Source organism: Arthrobacter sp. GMC3 (assembly GCF_002929305.1).
In the GTDB taxonomy this organism is placed as follows: Bacteria; Actinomycetota; Actinomycetes; order Actinomycetales; family Micrococcaceae; genus Specibacter.
The window spans coordinates 12,006-29,799 of record NZ_PJIO01000023.1 but is presented as its reverse complement, the minus strand read 5'-3'; the positions used below and the strand labels follow the sequence as shown (position 1 = coordinate 29,799).

Below are 17,794 nucleotides of genomic sequence, written 5' to 3'. Positions count from 1 at the left end.
AGCCGGTCGACTTCCGGGGCGCTAGACCTTGGATCTCGGAAGTGAAGAGGAAGCGCCCGGCTGTCTCGCAGGGGAACGCTATCTGGGACGGTTGCCGTGAGTGCAAGCCCATTGCGAGGGAAGCACTGTTTTCGTTTCGAATATTCACTATTGCACGTGCCGGTCCGACAAGTATCGTGAGCGCATGGACGAAGCCGTGAATATGAATCTTGTGCCAAGCCCGGGGAAGCTCGTGGCTTTGATCGACGAAATCGTGACATCGGGTTGGCCCGACAGAGACGACGATCAAGCCGACTATCTTCTGCGGCTGGGATTTCACCAGGGTGAAGGCCAAGAGGGGTTCCACAAGGGGTACGGCTACTCACCGGGCCCTGATTCTGAGGCAGACCTAGGAGGCGAACTCCTCAGTGCTGGCTTGGCTGTCACCGACGCGTCTTGGTCGTCGTACAAAGGCGAGCTTTTCTCCATTGGCTTCTTTGTTTACGACGTACGAGATAGCCATGACACGGGTGCGGTCCTCGGATATCGATTCATCTACTCCCAGCTCCTTTCTCGGTATGGACAGCCAGCGGACGCAACTGTCGGCCCATTCGACGAGGCGACCTCATATTGGGAAGTAGACGGAACGGGTGTAGAGATGTACTGCTACACCAAACCATTCCCTCTACTGCAGCTCGGTTTCAGCCATGTATCGCGGAATGCAGCTTACGAAGCACGCCTGACGGAGTAGCAGCGCCGGTGTTCGCACCGGCCTTCGATCTCAGCAGCTGCCAAGTCTGCCCGTAGGCGGAACCGTCAGCGGGAACGCCTGACCCGGCCGCAGCTCGATTAGCGGCGGGGTCAGGACATCCTCCTCCGGGGAGGCGCGCCCATGGTGCCGGCGCGCCGCGAAGACTACGCTTTGGGGCATGACCGGTTCGAAGATGTCTCAGAACTACACCGACGGTGCCCGGCGGGCGGTGGTCATGGCTCAGGAAGAGTCAAGGGCAATGATGCATGACTCGTACATCGGTCCCGAGCATCTACTATTGGGGCTTTTGCACGCATATCCGGACGCGGTGCAGACGGCGCTGGGCGTCTGGCCGGATGAAGTGCGTGATGCGATAATGAGTTTCGCCTCCGCTGGTCCGCAAGACACCTCAAAATCGTTGCCGTTCACCCGTAAGAGACATCAGCGATGAATCTGTCGGCGCGCTCGAGGGCCGCCGTCGGCCTTCGCATTGTCGCCGTGTTGGCGGGCGTAGCGACTGCCCAGCGGGCCGGCCGACATCCCGTGCAGGATCACGCTCAGTAAGACCGTGAACGTCACAACCGATACCGCTTGACCGACAATTTCGGACTGTCCGAGCTCTTCGACCGCGAGCAGCGCGAATACGACAGAGGCTAGGCCACGCGGCCCGAACCACCCTATGAACAGCACTGTCGCCCCGTCTTGCCGAGCTCCGAGAAGGGCCAGTGCGACGGGGAGAAGGCGCACGAGGGTGAGACTTACAGCGGCGTAAACCAAGGTCCATCCGCTGAAGTACTCGAACGCGATCGGTACGAGCGCGGCACCGAAGATGAACCACACCCCGAATGAGAGCACCTCGCCCACCAGCTCCGGGAGTTCACTGACCTTGTCCCGGTCGGCCATGTCACGTGGCAATGCGGCGCCGAAGGCGATTCCAGCGACGAAAGCAGCGATGAATCCGTTGCCGCCGACCGTTACCGCGAGAGCAAAGCTGCTGAGCGGAACGGTCAAGGCGGCCAAGCGCCGACCACCGGAAAGCATCCAGCGGCGACGAGATCCGAGGGCGATGAGCTTGGCGCTACCCAGCCCGATCACAGCCCCTACTACGATTCCGATGCCCAGCTCGAGCAAAGGCCTGATGACGGTTGCGTCGTGGTCGCTGTCGGTCACCCCAAGTTGGTCCGCGGCGACCGAGAGCATGAACACGACTACCGGGGTGACGATGCCGTCGTTGAGGCCACTTTCGACGTTGAGTGCGAGGCGGACCCGCATCGGGATCCGTGCGTCGTTGATGACTTGTGCGCTGAGGGCCGCGTCGGTTGGTGCCAGGGCCGCGCCGATGAATCCGGCGAGTGCCCAGGTGAAGTCATTGAACAACAGGGCCGCAGCGAGCGAGCCGAGAATCACTGACAGGGGTAGCCCGATGCCAAGTAGCCGACCGGGCACTCGGAGATTTCGTCGTAGTAATGTCATATCAACTCGCGCGGCATCGGAAAATAGGAGCAGGGCGAGCGTCAACTCGGCGAGAAGATGCACTTGCGGAGCCTCAACATCGAGGGGCAGCACTCCCCAGCTGGGGTTCGCGAGCAGGAAACCGGTCAAGGTGAACACCAGTGGTGCCGTGATGTTCCACCGAGCCAGACGCTCCGAGATGACGGCCCAGCCGAGAACAAGGAGCATCAGCACGCCGAGCGTCGATGCTGTCATGAGCTGTCCTCTCTGCGGCGCCGGTAACGCAAGGCTTGAGCGCGTCATCCGACCGTCTTTTCGTTAAGCGTAGGCGCCCACAATTCCACCTACGTCACCCCGGCGGGATGGCCTGTGGCCGAAGCTTCGAGCTGGTGCTCATCCGGGAACGAATCATCCCGGCAGGGTGACGCGCCGGGTGCTTCGGTGCGCTCTAGCAGATTCGTGCGATTTTGCGATCAACGTAGCCGGGACCTGCGCGCCATTGAAGCCCTCGCGAGCACGGCGCTTCTGTAAGAGTTTCATCCCATCCGGATGACGCCTTACGCCAGCGCACGTACGAAGATGTCTATGGAGGCGCGACGAGTTCGGATAATTCGGCGTCTGATTCGGAGGTGTTCTTGTGCTGATCGCCCTGCTTGTAGTCCTCGGTGTCGACCTGATCGTGGTTGTTGCCCTGGTGGCATTGATATTCACTCGCAGGCGCTGGCTGAAGGGTCAGCCGGGCGAGTTCTCCGGAGCGATTCGGGTGGTTAAGGGCGAGATTCACGGTCTGCCGACTAAATGGAAGCGTGGGTCCGGCAGGTGGGTGCGCGACGTTCTTGTCTGGAGCAAGGGGCCGTTGCTGTTCAGGAATGAGATGTTAGCTGTCGACCGTGCGTCGGACCAGCGTCCACTAACAGCGAGCGAGGTGAAACGGCTCGGCGACCATCCGGTCGCTGTCCGCTTCGAATCAGGTCAGGCCGCCTTCGAGCTTGCTGTCCCGGCAGAGCAGGTCCCGCTCGCCCTCGGAACGTTCCAAACCGCGGGTGACAACCCATTCAGTTGAGGGCTGAGGTCAGCCGCGCGAGACCGTCGAGGAAAATGGCCTTTGAAGGCTCGTTGTCGATACAGCGGATGTAGGCCAAGCCACGTGCGTTCTGTCGAGAACGTCGGCTTTCCGAAATTCACCCGAACTGAATGATACGGATGCCGCTGGGCGTCACAGGCGCTGACCGAAGGTGGCCGCGCCGACAGGCCGTTGCCTCTTGGGCATGTTTTCCGAAACAAGCAGGTAGGACTCGGTGACGAGCTCGTCGACGAAGGCGGCGTCGAGACCGCCATCGGGGTGACGGGTGATCCAGTGCCGCTTATTCATGTGACAGCCCGGCGTGATGTCCTCGCGCGCCGTACGGACGCTGAGCCCGTCTGCGGGTGCCGCCTTGAGAATGACGATCGGCACCCCGGCCAGCACGGTCTGCAACATGAACACTTTGCCGCGCACCTGGTACACGTCCCAGTCCACGCCGAACGGATGCGTGAGTTCCGCCCCGGGCAGCTCCTGCGTCCGTTCCGCCGCCCGCTTCTGTAGCTTCTTACCGTTTATGAGATTTCCTTCCGTCACATAGCATTCGCTCGCCAGTCCGCCGTGTCCGCCGCAGACCGCATGACCGCCGTGGCGCGGCCTCGAGCACGTCGCGGACGCACAGTACGCCCTCAAGGCCCGACACTCCCCGCGGGCACGTCGTCGTCCTTGATCAAAGATCGTTCAAGTTTGCGCTGGACCAGCTCAAGAACGATCAGCGCTGCCCAAGCGACCCAGTTGGGGAATGACAACGAGCTTGCCGACGGTGTGGCCGCCTCCACCTGGTGGTGGGCGGCGCTGGTGTCTTCGAGAGACTACCTGTACTCGATACTGAGGCGGAAGAGCGGAAGAGCTTGGGCTTCCGCGAAGGCGTCGCGGGGGTTGGTGGTGCGGAGGGTGCCGGTAGATACTCGGGTGCCGGAATCGGTGGCCGTGAATTCCGCGATCGAGATCACCGACAAGCGCCAGCTGTCGCTGTCAATGCCGGCACCTGAGATGTCAGGAGCCCGGTCGACGCCCCGGGGCGCCGGGCCGCCATATACCCAAAACGGCTCTTCGCGTTGAACTGGTTGGTTCCAGCGCTGGCAACTTCAGCTGACCAAGATCTTCAAGCCGATGGCCAAGAGCCCGAAACCTGCGGTCGCAAGGGAGCCGAGGACGCGCGCGTACGAGGGGATCCCTCGACCAGCAAAGGCTATCCAGCCGAGGATGGCTAACAAAACGACCCCGAGCCACAGGGCGCTCCAGTATGCGACTGTTCCTTTGTTGATACCGAATACCAGTCCGACCAACAGGAAAAGCAACGGCGAACCGCTGCAAAGAGCAGTCCCTTGGCGCGGCGAATGGCGGCGTTTAGGGATGCACTCAGCTGGACTGGGGCATCATCGCCTCGCATCCCCTGGAGGGCGATTGTTATGACGAAGACTTGGGTGGCCCAGAACACGAGAACACTGGCGATTGTGATTCCGAATACGTCAGTGATGCCGCCGGTTTCGTCCGCGACGGCTATTACAACACTGACAAGGACGGTTCCGGAGATGAGTTCGGGTGTTACGTATCCCCGCCGGAGGCGTGGATACGACCAGGGTTTCTCTCGGTTCCCGGTCATATCACAGTACCTTTCGCGTGACGCCGAAGTCTTGATTGTCTCTAGATCCTGCGGCGTCGTGGGGTGACGGCCGCGGTCACCAGCGCCGCCTTGGCCACGGGGGCAGGTCCGGGCGTGACGGCACGCGTGACGACCGCTGCCTTGGCGATTGGGGCTCGAACTACGCCTACCCGTCCAACTCGTCCTGGTCTCATCTCATGCTCCTAAGTTCTCGAGTTCGCGTTCAGCGTCGATTGCCGCTGCAATGTCTTGGGTGTGAATTCGTCCGTCGGCGACAAGCTTGCCGCCGGCACGCCGAGCGGCCGCGGCGAACGGGCCTGCCCACACGTTTTCGTAGACGAGCACGCCAGCAATAGTTCCAGGGTCCATGGCGGCCGCAAGATTGCCCAGGTCGTCCTCGCCGAGGAAGTCACGAAGATCGGCCTCCAACGCCGCGAGGGGCCCGTCTGCGTCAACCTCGCTGAGTTCAAGCGCTTCGACGGCTCCAGCGTCGTTTTTGACGAGAATTATCGCGTCAATGAGACGGATGGTGTTGGCGTCCATCAGTTTCCCGAGTTCGTCAATCATCTCGCCGTTGAAGTTCGACTCCCCTGCCGGAAATTCGACGATGATGAAATCGATTGGGCCCACCACAGTGGTGTCGTGATCCGTCATTTCTTTCCTCCAGCTGTGAGATTCGTTGTTGCTGGCGGCCGAACGCCGCTCGGCGACGTCTGCACGATTAGAGCGCTGATGTCGATTGGTTTAGTGGGCAGCGATTCGCTCGCTGCAGAATCCGACCCGTTCATGAGGACCTCTCCCGATCTGTTTCTCCCAAACTGCTTTCACTAAAGATATTCCTGCCAGAACTCGGTGACATCACCCTCACGGGATGAGCTAGCCCGTTCAAAAGCAGACGGCTCGAGGGGCTTGCTATTCGAGCAGTCGGAACTCGTTGGCGCGCTTGATCGCCTCGTTCCGGTTCGTGACCTTCAACTTGCGATAGTTCTGCGCCATGTGGCTCGTGATTGTGTTGACCGAGACGAAGTAGCGGGCGGCGAGTTCTCTATTCGAGAAGCGGGTCGGCGGAAGAACTAGCACCTCCATTTCGCGCTCGGTAAGTGGATCGGTCGGCATACTGTGAACTGGGGTATGAGTTCTGCCCGCCGCCTGACGAAGCACGGTCCCGGCGATTGCAGGGAGCGAGGGTGCGCCAAGAGCGGCGATTCGAGTGGTGATCTCAGGGCCGTTGTCGCTGAACACGGAAATCAAATTGTATTGGTCCGCCACACCCAGCGCCTGAAATACGAGTGAATCGGTTTGCGCCGTACGGCCGAAGGTCGTTGAGAGCCACGCGCCGAGGAGCAGCCTACAGATTCTCGGTAGTGGGTCGTCGGCATCCGGTAGTTCGGCCAGCGACTGTTGGACCTCGCGGGCCTCACTCGAGTGCCCCAATGAAAGCTTGGAAGCACCCAACTCGAACAGTGCCGAGTTGGAGTGGCTTGGCCGTTCGGACAGCGCTCGGACCACTGCCTCCGGGGAGCCGTCGAGACGCAGCTCTCGTGCCCGCACAGCCAACAACAGGTCCGCCACGATCGGCGGGGGAGCGAAAGTCCCAGTTCATTTGTCCTGGGGACGTTCGCTGACTTCACCAGTCGGGTTGAGAAGCGCCGGTCCCTGTCATCATATTCGGCTAGTAGAGGCTCTTCCAAGAAGCCTTGGTAGGAGATTTTGGCACTGCTCAAAGCCAGCACGAGAACAAGGGTTATACAGATTCTCACAGCTTTGACTAGAGTTGAAGAACGCGGATTGGTCTTCTCGTTACGCCCGCGTATAAAAGTACCAACTTTAGAGCCTGGTCAACCCGTTCCCCACGATCACGACTCCGATCATCAGGAGAATCAAAATGGTGACCGTTCGGTTATTCCGGGCAATCCAGGCGCGCGTGCTCACCAGCCACGCTTCCGTCTTCTCTGGCCGCATCAGTGTCGCAATAACGGGCACCCCCACAGTTGTTGCAGACATCGCCGTGTAGATGGCGATGACGATGGTGGCCTCACCAACCGTCAGCGCACTGCCGTTGAGGGACAATGCTGCGGCCGCGCTCAGCAGAATCGCTTTAGGGCGCAGGTTCAGGACAACGCCGAGGCCGAATGATGACCAGGGACCCAGTGAGCCGACAGTGGCCAGCCACTTAGGCTCTTCCCCCTCGGGTTTCCCGCGGGAGCGACGCCACACAATGATTGCGAAAGTCACCAGGGCCAGCCCGATCGCGATCTGGGCGATACCGTTGCCCGTCTGTTTCCCCCCAGACGACGGTTCCGAAATGACCGACGCGAGCAAGGTAAAGCTGATCACGACGGACGCGATGCCCAGCACCCAGCCGATCAGGTAAGGCAGCGATGATCGGCGCTTGTTCGTCGACAACAGAATCAGGATGGTTGCCATGATGGGCACAGAACTCACTGCTGATGCGACAGCAATGGGTAGAAGGTGTCCAAGTGCCTGCAACATGACACCTTCCTAACCGAGTGGCTGCCAGGAGGCAGATCCCGAGGAGCCTGCCGGGTACATTTGCTGGCCTACGCCGCTCGTCGCCGCGATGGTTTCGAAGTTGGACACCGTCTGCCTCATGGCGCATCCGCGCTTGCGCCGGTCACCAGAGTGGATTCCTGATCGGCGCTTGATCTCTCCGATTTGGTCATGGCCCCTGTATTGCGAATGAGCAGGATCAGCCAGCTGAAGATCAGAAGGAAGGCAACCAGTTCGACGGCGGTCAGATTGTAATAGCCGGTCGCGAAGAACACGGCCAGTACTACGATGACGCCCACGAAGACATAGCCGAGCAGGATGAATACGCCCGGCATAGCTGGGACGAACCTGCGAAGGCCGAGCACCAGCGCAACGTACACAGCCGCCATTCCGCTCGCCGCCACATTGTGAGCGGTCAGAAACCTATCAACCGGGAAAATGCCGACGCAGGCCAGAAGCACGCCGATGAGTACGAGCGCTCCCCGGACGAGGTTTCGTCCGCTCACTTCTTTCGCCGTACCGACAGGGATCGCCACCGTTGCGTAGTGTGCGATGGTCGTCACCACCACACCGGCGATGATGAGCGTCAAGTTAAACGCCAGCGCTGAGATGTCGTCGGAGATCCCCAGGGTGCTCAGGTTCTTTTGCCACCAGAGCGGGTCGGTAGCACTGAGCATGCTGGTCAAGGCTCCGGCGACGAGAAAGACCACCAGGATGACCGAGACTGATATGGGAGTGAGGTTGACGGCACTGAGGAAAACGGCGTAGGAGCTGACGGCGATCGCTACCGCCGCGAGGACCGCGCCTGGCAAAGTAAAGATGAGTGCTCCGGTGAAGCTCTTGCCCATGAGATCGGCGATCCCCAGCCAACCCAACAGTGCAATGAAGGCGTGCGCCAGGGCAAGCGCCCCGATGTCGTACCAATGCAGGCGCACGGACGGAATGTCCTGCCCGCGCCGCAATTCAGCAGCGGGCGTGCTGTTGGTGTTCAACAGAACGCGAGCCATGACGAACACGGTGGCGGCTGCGGTGGCCGAGCCGAGTGCCACGAACTGGCCCACCGAGCCACGACCGGAAATAGGAAGTTCGTGGCCGGCGAAAGTCAACAACGCCACGATGGTGGTCACCACGAACACGGCTGCGCCGATCAGAAGGGCCGAGGACTCAAGAGATTCGGAGGTGGCGACTGGATGCCGCAGAAGTCGAGAGATTGGTACGGGCTGGCTCACGTGGGTACCCTTCCCTGTGAATTCTGGCTTAGCTGCGTGGACGTCCCTGTGAATTCTGGCTTAGCTGCGTGGACGCGGTACTAAGACAAAATTAGCGCTCAGGTACTTGGCGCGGATCATTCTTAGGGGGTGATGTTGCAAAGCGCTAGTGAATCATCGCCTTCAGCAAGATCATGGCCACGCCGAGTGCCGCCGTGCCAAGACATCCTAGGATGCGGGTTGGCCAGCTGCTGCCTCGGAGCGCGAATGCGCTGTAGCCGAGCGCGCCAAGAATCACGACGCCCAGCCAGAGCGCCGCCCAGATCGTCAGGGCATCCGGGATGACTCGGAGCGCCCCAAACAACAGCACCGCAGACGGCAGCAGCGCAGAGGTGAGGAATCCGACCGAGCGCCGAAGCGAATGTCGGAACGCTTGGCCGAGGGTAGTCTCATCTCCCTCGCGGACACCGTGACTTGCCACCGTGCCGGCGTACACGTGAGCGACCCAGAACACGATCACTGTCCCCAGAACGCTCAGGAACGTCTGCCAGGCGCTGGCGCCGTAGCCGCCCGAAACCACAATCATTCCACTGACCAGAAGGGTCCCGTAGACCGACTCCTCAGTGACGAAACTGGTACGCGGGTCGCGCAGTGGTGTGCGCTTGCCCGCGCGAGTGGACCCGCTCATGGGTGGCTCATTCCTGCGCCACCTTGGTTCGTGCCTTACCTGCCATTTCTGTGGGGATTCCGCGTGAAAAGAAAAGCGATAGCAGGGAAACAACTATCAGGGCGAAGAATGCAACGCGGAGGGAGGAGAGCTGCGAGTCTCGATAGATGGTGGTCAGCGTTGCGGCGTCGGCGGTGTCGAGTCCCGCTTTGGCGGCGATGTCTGGCACACTCGCGGCAGCAACGATGGTAATTCCGCCTTGAGTCTGCTCGCTGACAATTTCCCTCGCTGCCGGTGACAGCTCGCTGTTGGCCACCCCGGAGGCAAACCCTGTGGCCAGCGCGCCAATCAGTATCGAGCCAATCAGTGCCGTTCCCAGGGATGAACCCAAGTTCTGGAACACACCCTGGAGCCCGCCGACCTCACTGGTTTCTTTCTCCGTGACGCTGGACATGTTGACGTTTCCCAGTTGCGAGGCCAGGAGTCCCAGGGCCATGCCCGCCAGGAACATTCCGGCCGCGAATATCCCGCTCTTGAGGTCAGCTGTTGCGGATCCAAGGAGGAGTGCCGCACTCAGTACAAGAACAAGCTGTCCGGTTCGCACGATGCGACGCGGGGACCAGATCCGGGACAACCCGGTGCCGACAATGGAAAAGAGGATCAGCGAGACGGAGAGAGGGAATATTTTCAATCCTGTCTGCAAGGCATCAAGTCCCAGTGTCATCTGAAGGTAGACGGGCACCATGAAGAACAGCCCTGCGGTCACTGTGTATTGAGCCCCAAGAACCGAGAGCCCACTGCGCAACTGTCGGATCGAGAACATCTCGACATGAACCAGTGGGGACAGGCCGCGGCTGACCAGCAGAAGCTGCCGCCTGACGAATGCGTAGATCAGCGCGCCACCGGCGAGCATGAGCCACGCTGTCAGCGAGATTCCAAGCGGTGCAATCTCCACACCTCCTATCACCGGTGAAGACAGCGGCGTGATCCACCCCCATGTTTTGCTCTGCAACATGCCGAACACCACAAATACCAGTCCGAATGCAGAGAGCAGGACACTGGGTACATCTATCCGCACCGTCTGCCGCGGGGTAGTGTCCGTCACCAGGCGTGAGAACACCACCACGCCAGCCATGATCACCACTTCGGCTACAAAGACGTAGCGCCAGCTAAAGTACGTGGTGACGAAGCCTCCGATGAGTGGTCCCGCCGCCACTGCGGCTCCAGAAACTGCCCCGATGATCGCATAGGCACTCACTCGCTGTCGTCCCTGATAGTTGTCCGCGACGAGAGCGGCGATCGCCGGTATCACCAGCACGGCACCCAAGCCCTCAATGATCGACCAGCCAAGGAACAGCATCTGCACATTAGGGCTGAGTGCTGTGATCAGGGAACCAGCGGCATAGATACAGGAGCCAATCACGAATGCCCGGCGTCGGCCCCAGACATCGCCGAGCTTGGCACCGAGTAGCATAACTGACGCCATGGTCAGTGTGTAAAACGTTATTGCCGCCTGCATCGCTGCCACACTGGTGTTGAGATCCTGGACCACTGTCGAAATTGACACATTCATGACAGTGCCATCCAACACCATCACGAATTGGGCGCATCCCAAAATGATGACGATCGACCATTTCTTCATCGGAGGGTTCCCCGTTTCGTCTAAAGCAATCCGAGTATGCGGGCCTTACTGATTGCCACGTCGCGGTTGGTTGCGTCGAGCTTGCGATAAATGTGGACAATGTGCGTCTTGATGGTGTTGACGGAGACGAACAGGCGTGCCGCCAGTTCCTCGTTGGTGAATCGGGTGGGCAAATACGACAGGATTTCCAATTCACGATCGGTCAGCGGCTCGGGAATAGAAGCCCGCTGACTCGTACCCGGCAATTGTTGCGCACGGGCCAAAATGACGTCCCTGAATGCTGCCTGGGGACCGGTGATGCTTTTAAGCCCTGCCAGGATGGTCGGACCGGCGCGCACAAATACTCCTACAAAGCCATGAATTTCCGCCATCTTCACGGCCTCAGTGAGGTGGCGATTTGCCTGGTCCGGTTGGTTGTTGCTGGCAGCAACCCGGGCGAGAAGGATATGGTGTTGGACGGCCGAGACAGGATCTCGTTCGGCAGTAGGACCCTGCGGCGCTCCTTCCAAGCCCTTTAGCTTCGAGGACGAAACGGCAGATTCCACAAGAGCGTTTGACTCGGTTTGTTGCACGTGCCCGTCGGGAGCATGAAAGTCCGGGGTTTCCGCCTCGGCTAGGAGACCGGCACCACCCCTGATCAGTGCCGTCAGGACCGAGGCGAGGTAGGCGTCAGCCACTGCAGGATCGGAGAGCAAACCTGCTTCACTGGCGGCGAGCAGGGCCTGATAAATCAATGCTTCGGCGGGTTCGACGTTGCCGCTCCACGCTTCGAGCAGGGACAACGTGCTCAGAGCGCCGACATGTTCTAGAGAATTCACCGCCACCTCGGCCAGAATTCGAGTGAGCAAGCCTCTCGCCTCAACCATCTCGCCAGCAAGAAATGATGCCCTGCCGCCAGCGACGATCAGCCGTTGGCGATGTGTTTCATCAAGCCCTGACACAGCCAACTCCGTTGACGTGTCGGCCAGGTTGCTACGACTATTAGTTTCCAGTTCGCCCAGTTGCCGCCACGCCGCGGTCGCCGATATCTCAGGACGCGCAGTCAGGAGCAGCTGGGCTGCGAAGAATCCCAACCCTTTGGACACCGTACTGGCAGAACTTACCGGATCGACGGAGGTGGGCGGCGCTGCGAACTCTGTTTCCAGAGCACGCTCATTGACCGATCGGAGTAATTCCGTCAGAAGTGCATCATTGACGCGCTCGGAGCGCACCGATTCCGGAATCCGCAGCATCCATCGAACAACTGTCAGCATGTCACCGTTTGCCACAATATCCATGGCGTGGGAGAGTATTGCTTCCAATGCACGATCCCACAGCTGCGCCCGCAATAGGTATTCGACGGCGGACTTGGCTTTGCCTCTCAACAAGTGCCATTCGGCTGCCGCACCGAGGATGCGGTGCTCGGCACCGGCGCTCTCGGCTCGCAGCCTGGAGCGTAGCAGCTCGCGGAACAGATGATGGAATCGAAACCATTCCCGGCGGGTATCGAGTTGCACCAGGAACATGGAGTCGTGCAGTAGCTGATCAAGAATGTGCTCCGTGCCGTCGAAGCCGGCTACTGCCTCAACCAGACCAGCACACATGTCATCGAGAACGGACATCTGCAGGAGTAGTTCGCGTTGCCCAGCGGGCAAATCCGAAAGCACTTCCTCACCCAAGTAGTCAGCCACCAACCGGTCGCTGCCCCCAAACTCGGCGATGAAGGTATCCGGATCGCGTTCATTTCTGAGGTTGAGGCCCGCCAGCTGCAGTCCGGCAGCCCATCCCTCCGTTCGTTCAAGCAAGGCTCGAACGTTATTCCCGGTGAGCGGGTGTCCTATGATCCGCTCCAGCAACTCCGAGGCCTCCCCCTCATTGAAGGCCAAGTCCTGCTGCCTGATTTCCAGGAGGTCGTCGTTGAGACGGTACCTGCTGAGCGCGATGGGCGGATCGGCGCGTGAGGACATCACCAAGTGAACATTTCCGCGCGTCCGCTCGACCAACGTTCCCAGATCTGCGACCAAGCGAACATTCGAAAGACGCTGCGCATCATCGACGACTATGACAACTTCCGGTATAGAGTCCAACGCTGACGACAGCGACGCCAGGCCAGGATTGTTGAATCCCTGGTCGCGGAAATTCTCCGCACGTGTGAGGCCTACCGCGGCGGGCATGGCCATCTTCAAACCGTCGAGCAAACGGCGGATGAAATGGGACGGGTTGTCATCAGCTGATTCGACATCGATGAAGGCGAAATCCCGTTCGCCATGTCTTGCAGACCACTGCTTCAGCAGTGTCGACTTTCCGGCGCCAGCCTGGGCGACAACGAGCGTCAGGCGACGTTCGAACGCCTTATCGAGCTCGAGGCACAGTGCCGGCCGATCTATCAGGTGCCTCAAACCCGGCCGTAACACAACGGTGGCCATAGTTTCTCCCCATCCATGAATAGTGTGACACCGTGCCTGTCCTAGGGCAAGAGTCACGCTGCGGAACTATGCCTCCACACGTAGCTCGTCGCCATGAGCGATGAGGGCGTAGATGATCAGTACATCGATCGCTATGACGATGAACGACCACCAGGGCTGCACAGGGACCAGAAGCATCTGCACAACCATGCTGACAACGGCCAAGACAACGGCGGCGACGCGAGCCCACGTGGCTCCGGCCAAGAGTGAAACGCCGGTGAGGATCAGGAGTACCCCGATCATCAAATTCCACCACCCCCAACCAGTCGTGTTGAAGAGGAACAGGTCTCCGTTCACCACTGTGTAGTAAACGTTGGTCCCGATCAGGGCGATCAAGGCTTGGATGATGCTGAAGATGCCGCTGACAAAGAGGATGACACCGCCAAACTCTACCCACCCGGTCCATCCAGTCCTCGTGACACCTTGAGCTGAATTGGTAGCACTCATGGTCCAACCACTCTCCCTCGAACTCGCTGCGGCCCGCCTAGTGGCCGGCGCAGTAGCAAAGCCAGGTTCCTGGCGTCACTATCGATCATCGTCCTCCCAAAGGCTCAGGTTTTCCTCACCCGCCTCGGATGATGACGTAGGGCGCCGGAAGTCGGAGGATTTATACAGAATCGGGAGGACTCCAGCATGCGGAAAGCGAGATACGAGATCGTTATCAACGGCACACTCAGTGAACCCGTTATGGCGCTCATCGATGGTTTCCAAGTCAGTCGCATCGAAGACGGTTTGACCTACTTAGTCGGACCGGCATCCGATCAGGCCAAGTTAAGGGGAATGCTCCTGCTCTTCGGAAACCTGAACATAGAACTTGTCTCAGTCACCACTTTGCCCAGAGACAGGTGACCCCAGGTTGAGCGACAGCCCCTAAACGCCAAGGACACAAGTCACCGGGTGCTGGCAGGCTTCCATCCCGAGACGACCCGAGCCATCGCGATCACCAGAAAGAGCTGACCGGTGATGGCTTCGGCAATAGCGATGCTCTGGACGCTTGCTCCCTTGGGAACCATGTCCCCGTACCCGGTGGTGGTGAGCGTCGTAAAGGAAAAGAACAGCTGGCTCGTCAGCGAGTCGACGTGCCCGTCGCCGAAGATCGGCTCCGACGATATGAAGGCAACGCAACTGTAAATGAACGTGAAAAACATCCCCACCAAGATGTACACAGCGATCGCTGCCAGCAGGGTCTGGCCGTCAACCCGCGCCTTCCTCGCCTCATGGGCGAGGATCACGATGGGAGCAACCAGATAGGCAACCATGGACGCAGCCGAGAGAAGAATGCCCAGTAGGTACCCTTTCGTCCCGATCACTGCAACCACAGCCACCGCCGCACCTGCCGCCAGCACTACGATCCAGCCGGCCCGTCGAATCCGCCGATTCACCTCGGCAACCCAGAATGTCACGGCAACCGTCGCAAGTTGCACCAGCAACACGACGGGGCTGGGGTCCGGAGATATCTGTGCCGCACACAGAGCGTAGGAAACGGCGACTAAGAGAAGGACCAGCCAGTATCCGGACAGCAGGATCGAACCGCGCCCACTCGCTGGCCCTTCGAGGGCGTTTACCGCAGAATCATCCGATGTCATGCAGGATGCTCCTCTGTAGGCTCAGTGGGCTCTGCCGCCGCGTCTTTCGATGCCCTGTGGGCGACTCGCCGGGTGCGCTTGCTCTCAAGGTCGTCCAGCTGCTTGATGTTCCTGGTTTCCCCCGTCGGACCCAGCGCCGGACGCCAGAATCGCGCTTCGGGATTTGAGTCGATCAGCAGCGCCTTGCCGAGCAAGGTCAGCGGAATCGCAAGGATTGCCCCGATCGGACCAATGACGACGGCCCAGAACAGTACCGAGAAGAACGTGATCGACTGGCTCAGCGATACGGCTTGGCCCACGACCCGGGGCTGGATGATCGACTGGACCACTGCGTTGACCAGACCGTAGATGATAACCACCGCGATCAAGGTGGGCCAGCCTCCGACCAGGAAGCCAAAGACCATCGGGGGGACGATAGCGAAGAAATATCCCACATTGGGGATGAAACTACACAGGAAAGCAAGAAGTCCCCATAGTAGCGCGGCCGGCACGTGCAGTATCCACAGGGACAACGCGTTGATCGCACCCTGCGCGAGTCCCAGAACCGTCGTCACCACCATATAGCGGCGCACGTTGGATGCGTAGTCGGTGAGCGCCGTCACCAGGTGGGGCTCACGTATTGCCAGCTGATGCAGGATCGTCGGAATGTACACGGCGTCGGCGGACATCAGGATCATCATGGTGAGCACTATTACCAGGGCTCCAGAAATACTAAAAACGCCGCCGACCGCACCAGTGAGCAGTGCCATAATGTTGCGTGGGTCGATGGTGCTCACGAGGGCTGAGGCCTGGTCTTGGCTGATTCCCAAGGAACCGAGCCAGGCGTGGATATTTTGGCCGATCTGCTCGAACTGGCCAGCGTATTGGGGAAGCATTGCAATGAACTGTCCGACGGCGACAATCACGGTCAGGGTGAAACCGGCCAGAAGCGCGAACATCACCACGATCACCGAGCCGGTGGCCAGTCCCTGGGGAACCCCTCGCTTCTGGGCATAGAGCCGCACCGGGTGGGCGCAAATAGTCAAGATCAGCGTTAGCAGCACCGGTGCCAGAATGGCACGGATGGAGCTGAGACCGATCGAGGCGACGGTCGCCGCCGCGAGCCCGACGAGCAAGACAACCCCGCGGGGAAGCGCCCCGGACATTCGTGGCATGGCCATCGCCCTATCTTCGTAACGCATTGCTGCACCGACGCACAGCTGTGCTCATGATTACTGGCATCCTATGAATCCTCGCGCCTGAATGCGTCATCCCCACAGGGTGATGTCTTAGCCTCATCGGAGCATTAGATTTGCCTCACCTCAGCAATGGAGTTAGCGCAAGGACACCATGAACTCTGTGCTCATTACCAATTTGATCTGGGTCCTCGCCGTCGTCGTAGACCTAGCAATTCGCATCGCGGCAGTGATCATCATTCCGCGCGAACGGAAACCCAGCGCCGCCATGGCGTGGCTCCTCGCCGTCTTTCTGATCCCGTACGTTGGTGTCATCTTCTTCCTGCTCCTAGGGAGCTCCAAACTGCCGCGAAAACGGCGTGAGAAGCAGTCCGAGATCAATGCGCTCATCGCCACAGGAAGTGCTCATCTGCGTACTGTCTCCGATCAGACCGATTGGCCGCCGTGGCTATCCTCGGTCGCCGTGCTGAACCAAAATTTGGGTGCTGTTCCGATGGTGGCAGGAAATGCGGCCCATCTTATTGCGGACTATGACCAGTCCATCGCGGAAATGGCGGACGAGATCAATACGGCGACCGCCTTTGTTCATGTCGAGTTCTACATCGTCTCCTTCGATGCGACGACAAAAGGGTTCTTCGCCGCGTTGGAGGCCGCCGTCGCCCGTGGTGTCATTGTTCGCCTGTTGCTAGACCATGTAGCGTCCGTGCGAACGTCCGGACACAAGGAGACGCTCGCCGAACTGCAGCGGATCGGGGTGCGCTGGAGCTACATGTTGCCGGTGCAGCCTCTACGCGGCAAATATCAGCGACCTGACCTACGCAACCACCGAAAGCTAGTGGTCGTTGATGGCCGGGTGGCCTTCATGGGCTCCCAAAACCTCATCGATCGAAGCTACAACTCGCCAAAGAACATCAAACGCGGGCTGAAGTGGCAAGAACTCATGACCCGGGTGACCGGGCCGGTCGTCAGCGGCATAAACGTGATCTTTCTTTCCGACTGGTTCAGCGAAACGGATGAACTCATCAGGAACGAGCATGTGCCCGCAGAACAAGTCTCCCCGACTGGATCCGATGATGCCCTGGATTGCCAAGTGGTGCCGAGTGGGCCGGGCTTCGAAGGCGAGAACAACCTGCGCCTGTTCCTGAGTCTGCTCCACAGCGCCCAAAAACGTGCAATCATCACCAGCCCCTACTTCGTCCCCGACGAGGCGATGATGTATGCCATCACCTCCGCCTGCCAGCGTGGCCTGGATGTGCAGCTTTTCGTGTCGGAGATCGGCGATCAGGGTCCTGTCTTCCACGCCCAGCGGTCCTACTATGCAGAATTATTGCGGGCCGGCGTGCGCATCTTCATGTATCCACCACCTTTCATTCTGCACGCAAAGCATCTTTCGATCGATGACTCTGTGGCGGTGATCGGATCGAGCAACATGGATATTCGCTCATTCAGTCTGGACCTCGAAATTTCCCTCCTGGTGCATGGCGCTTCCTTCGTTGCCCAGATGCGACAGACCGAGGCGGGGTACCGGGCGATCAGTCGTGAGCTGACGTTGGAACAGTGGAGCAAGCAACCGCTGCGTTCCACCGTGCTGGACGGTTTGGCCCGCCTCACCTCAGGACTCCAATAGCAAAGCACCAATCGGTCGTGACCTTCACCCTCGGCGGGTGATGTTGAGCGGGGCGAGCCAACTGT

Annotated in this window: 20 protein-coding genes; 5 read left to right on the top strand and 15 right to left on the bottom strand. The window is 59.8% G+C overall.

The annotated features are described in order from the left end of the window. Window positions 1–184 precede the first annotated feature (184 nt). On the top strand, window positions 185–730 hold the full coding sequence (locus tag CXQ94_RS20605) for a hypothetical protein (protein WP_104092471.1): 546 nt from the start codon (window positions 185–187) through the stop codon (window positions 728–730). 30 nt (window positions 731–760) lie between these two features. Here the strand turns inward: CXQ94_RS20605 and CXQ94_RS22755 are convergent, their stop codons facing one another. Continuing rightward, a complete protein-coding gene (locus tag CXQ94_RS22755; RefSeq protein WP_181034336.1) occupies window positions 761–910 on the bottom strand; it encodes a hypothetical protein in 150 nt (49 codons plus the stop codon). Here CXQ94_RS22755 and CXQ94_RS23280 point away from each other — a divergent pair. After that, the gene (locus tag CXQ94_RS23280; protein ID WP_306418923.1) at window positions 909–1,181 is read left to right on the top strand and encodes a Clp protease N-terminal domain-containing protein; all 273 of its coding nucleotides are present in this window, start codon (window positions 909–911) and stop codon (window positions 1,179–1,181) included. The genes CXQ94_RS22755 and CXQ94_RS23280 overlap by 2 nt on opposite strands. Here the strand turns inward: CXQ94_RS23280 and CXQ94_RS20595 are convergent. Beyond that, on the bottom strand, window positions 1,172–2,437 hold the full coding sequence (locus CXQ94_RS20595) for a sodium:proton antiporter (protein ID WP_181034335.1): 1,266 nt from the start codon (window positions 2,435–2,437) through the stop codon (window positions 1,172–1,174). The two genes, CXQ94_RS23280 and CXQ94_RS20595, sit on opposite strands and share 10 nt — an antisense overlap. A 382-nt stretch (window positions 2,438–2,819) precedes the next feature. On the opposite strand from CXQ94_RS20595, the gene CXQ94_RS20590 reads away from it, so the two are divergent. Continuing rightward, window positions 2,820–3,245, top strand: a complete 426-nt coding sequence (locus CXQ94_RS20590; RefSeq protein ID WP_104092469.1) for a DUF2550 family protein — start codon at window positions 2,820–2,822, stop codon at window positions 3,243–3,245. Window positions 3,246–3,398: 153 nt separating this feature from the next. On the opposite strand, the gene CXQ94_RS20585 is transcribed toward CXQ94_RS20590, so the two are convergent. The 11 genes from CXQ94_RS20585 to CXQ94_RS20540 form a co-directional block, all read right to left on the bottom strand. Then, the gene (locus tag CXQ94_RS20585) at window positions 3,399–3,800 is read right to left on the bottom strand and encodes an MmcQ/YjbR family DNA-binding protein (RefSeq protein WP_258067284.1); all 402 of its coding nucleotides are present in this window, start codon (window positions 3,798–3,800) and stop codon (window positions 3,399–3,401) included. A 275-nt stretch (window positions 3,801–4,075) separates the two neighbouring features. Further along, on the bottom strand, window positions 4,076–4,216 hold the full coding sequence (locus CXQ94_RS22750) for a hypothetical protein (protein WP_181034334.1): 141 nt from the start codon (window positions 4,214–4,216) through the stop codon (window positions 4,076–4,078). A gap of 694 nt (window positions 4,217–4,910) precedes the next feature. Next, the gene (locus CXQ94_RS22745) at window positions 4,911–5,063 is read right to left on the bottom strand and encodes a hypothetical protein (RefSeq protein WP_181034333.1); all 153 of its coding nucleotides are present in this window, start codon (window positions 5,061–5,063) and stop codon (window positions 4,911–4,913) included. Window position 5,064: 1 nt separating this feature from the next. Further along, window positions 5,065–5,523: a DUF6325 family protein gene (locus CXQ94_RS20575; protein ID WP_104092467.1), complete on the bottom strand. Its 459-nt coding sequence runs from the start codon at window positions 5,521–5,523 to the stop codon at window positions 5,065–5,067. A gap of 258 nt (window positions 5,524–5,781) precedes the next feature. Then, complete coding sequence (locus CXQ94_RS20570) at window positions 5,782–6,441, bottom strand: helix-turn-helix transcriptional regulator (RefSeq protein WP_104092466.1); 660 nt, start codon at window positions 6,439–6,441, stop codon at window positions 5,782–5,784. A gap of 255 nt (window positions 6,442–6,696) precedes the next feature. Further along, window positions 6,697–7,362: a GAP family protein gene (locus CXQ94_RS20565; RefSeq protein WP_104092465.1), complete on the bottom strand. Its 666-nt coding sequence runs from the start codon at window positions 7,360–7,362 to the stop codon at window positions 6,697–6,699. A gap of 116 nt (window positions 7,363–7,478) precedes the next feature. Next, entirely contained in the window at window positions 7,479–8,609 is a 1,131-nt protein-coding gene (locus tag CXQ94_RS20560; protein ID WP_181034332.1) for a hypothetical protein, read from the bottom strand. 145 nt (window positions 8,610–8,754) lie between these two features. Further along, window positions 8,755–9,276, bottom strand: coding sequence for a hypothetical protein (locus CXQ94_RS20555; RefSeq protein ID WP_104092464.1), 522 nt, complete (start codon window positions 9,274–9,276; stop codon window positions 8,755–8,757). A 7-nt stretch (window positions 9,277–9,283) separates the two neighbouring features. Next, window positions 9,284–10,897, bottom strand: a complete 1,614-nt coding sequence (locus CXQ94_RS20550) for an MFS transporter (RefSeq protein WP_104092463.1) — start codon at window positions 10,895–10,897, stop codon at window positions 9,284–9,286. A gap of 20 nt (window positions 10,898–10,917) precedes the next feature. Beyond that, on the bottom strand, window positions 10,918–13,302 hold the full coding sequence (locus tag CXQ94_RS20545) for a LuxR C-terminal-related transcriptional regulator (protein WP_104092462.1): 2,385 nt from the start codon (window positions 13,300–13,302) through the stop codon (window positions 10,918–10,920). Between the two features lie 66 nt (window positions 13,303–13,368). Then, on the bottom strand, window positions 13,369–13,788 hold the full coding sequence (locus tag CXQ94_RS20540) for a hypothetical protein (protein WP_104092461.1): 420 nt from the start codon (window positions 13,786–13,788) through the stop codon (window positions 13,369–13,371). Window positions 13,789–13,974: 186 nt separating this feature from the next. On the opposite strand from CXQ94_RS20540, the gene CXQ94_RS20535 reads away from it, so the two are divergent. Next, window positions 13,975–14,190, top strand: coding sequence for a hypothetical protein (locus CXQ94_RS20535; protein WP_104092460.1), 216 nt, complete (start codon window positions 13,975–13,977; stop codon window positions 14,188–14,190). Window positions 14,191–14,231: 41 nt separating this feature from the next. Here the strand turns inward: CXQ94_RS20535 and CXQ94_RS20530 are convergent, their stop codons facing one another. Next, window positions 14,232–14,927 (bottom strand): ion channel, encoded by a 696-nt coding sequence (locus CXQ94_RS20530; RefSeq protein ID WP_104092459.1) that lies wholly within the window; start codon window positions 14,925–14,927, stop codon window positions 14,232–14,234. Further along, window positions 14,924–16,081 carry an AI-2E family transporter gene (locus tag CXQ94_RS20525; protein WP_219817096.1) on the bottom strand — a complete coding sequence of 386 codons (1,158 nt, stop codon included), beginning with the start codon at window positions 16,079–16,081 and terminating at the stop codon, window positions 14,924–14,926. The genes CXQ94_RS20530 and CXQ94_RS20525 overlap by 4 nt, the downstream gene beginning before the upstream one ends. Before the next feature lie 175 nt (window positions 16,082–16,256). On the opposite strand from CXQ94_RS20525, the gene cls reads away from it, so the two are divergent. Continuing rightward, window positions 16,257–17,729: a cardiolipin synthase gene (gene cls / locus CXQ94_RS20520; protein WP_104092457.1), complete on the top strand. Its 1,473-nt coding sequence runs from the start codon at window positions 16,257–16,259 to the stop codon at window positions 17,727–17,729. The last annotated feature ends 65 nt before the right edge of the window (window positions 17,730–17,794 follow it).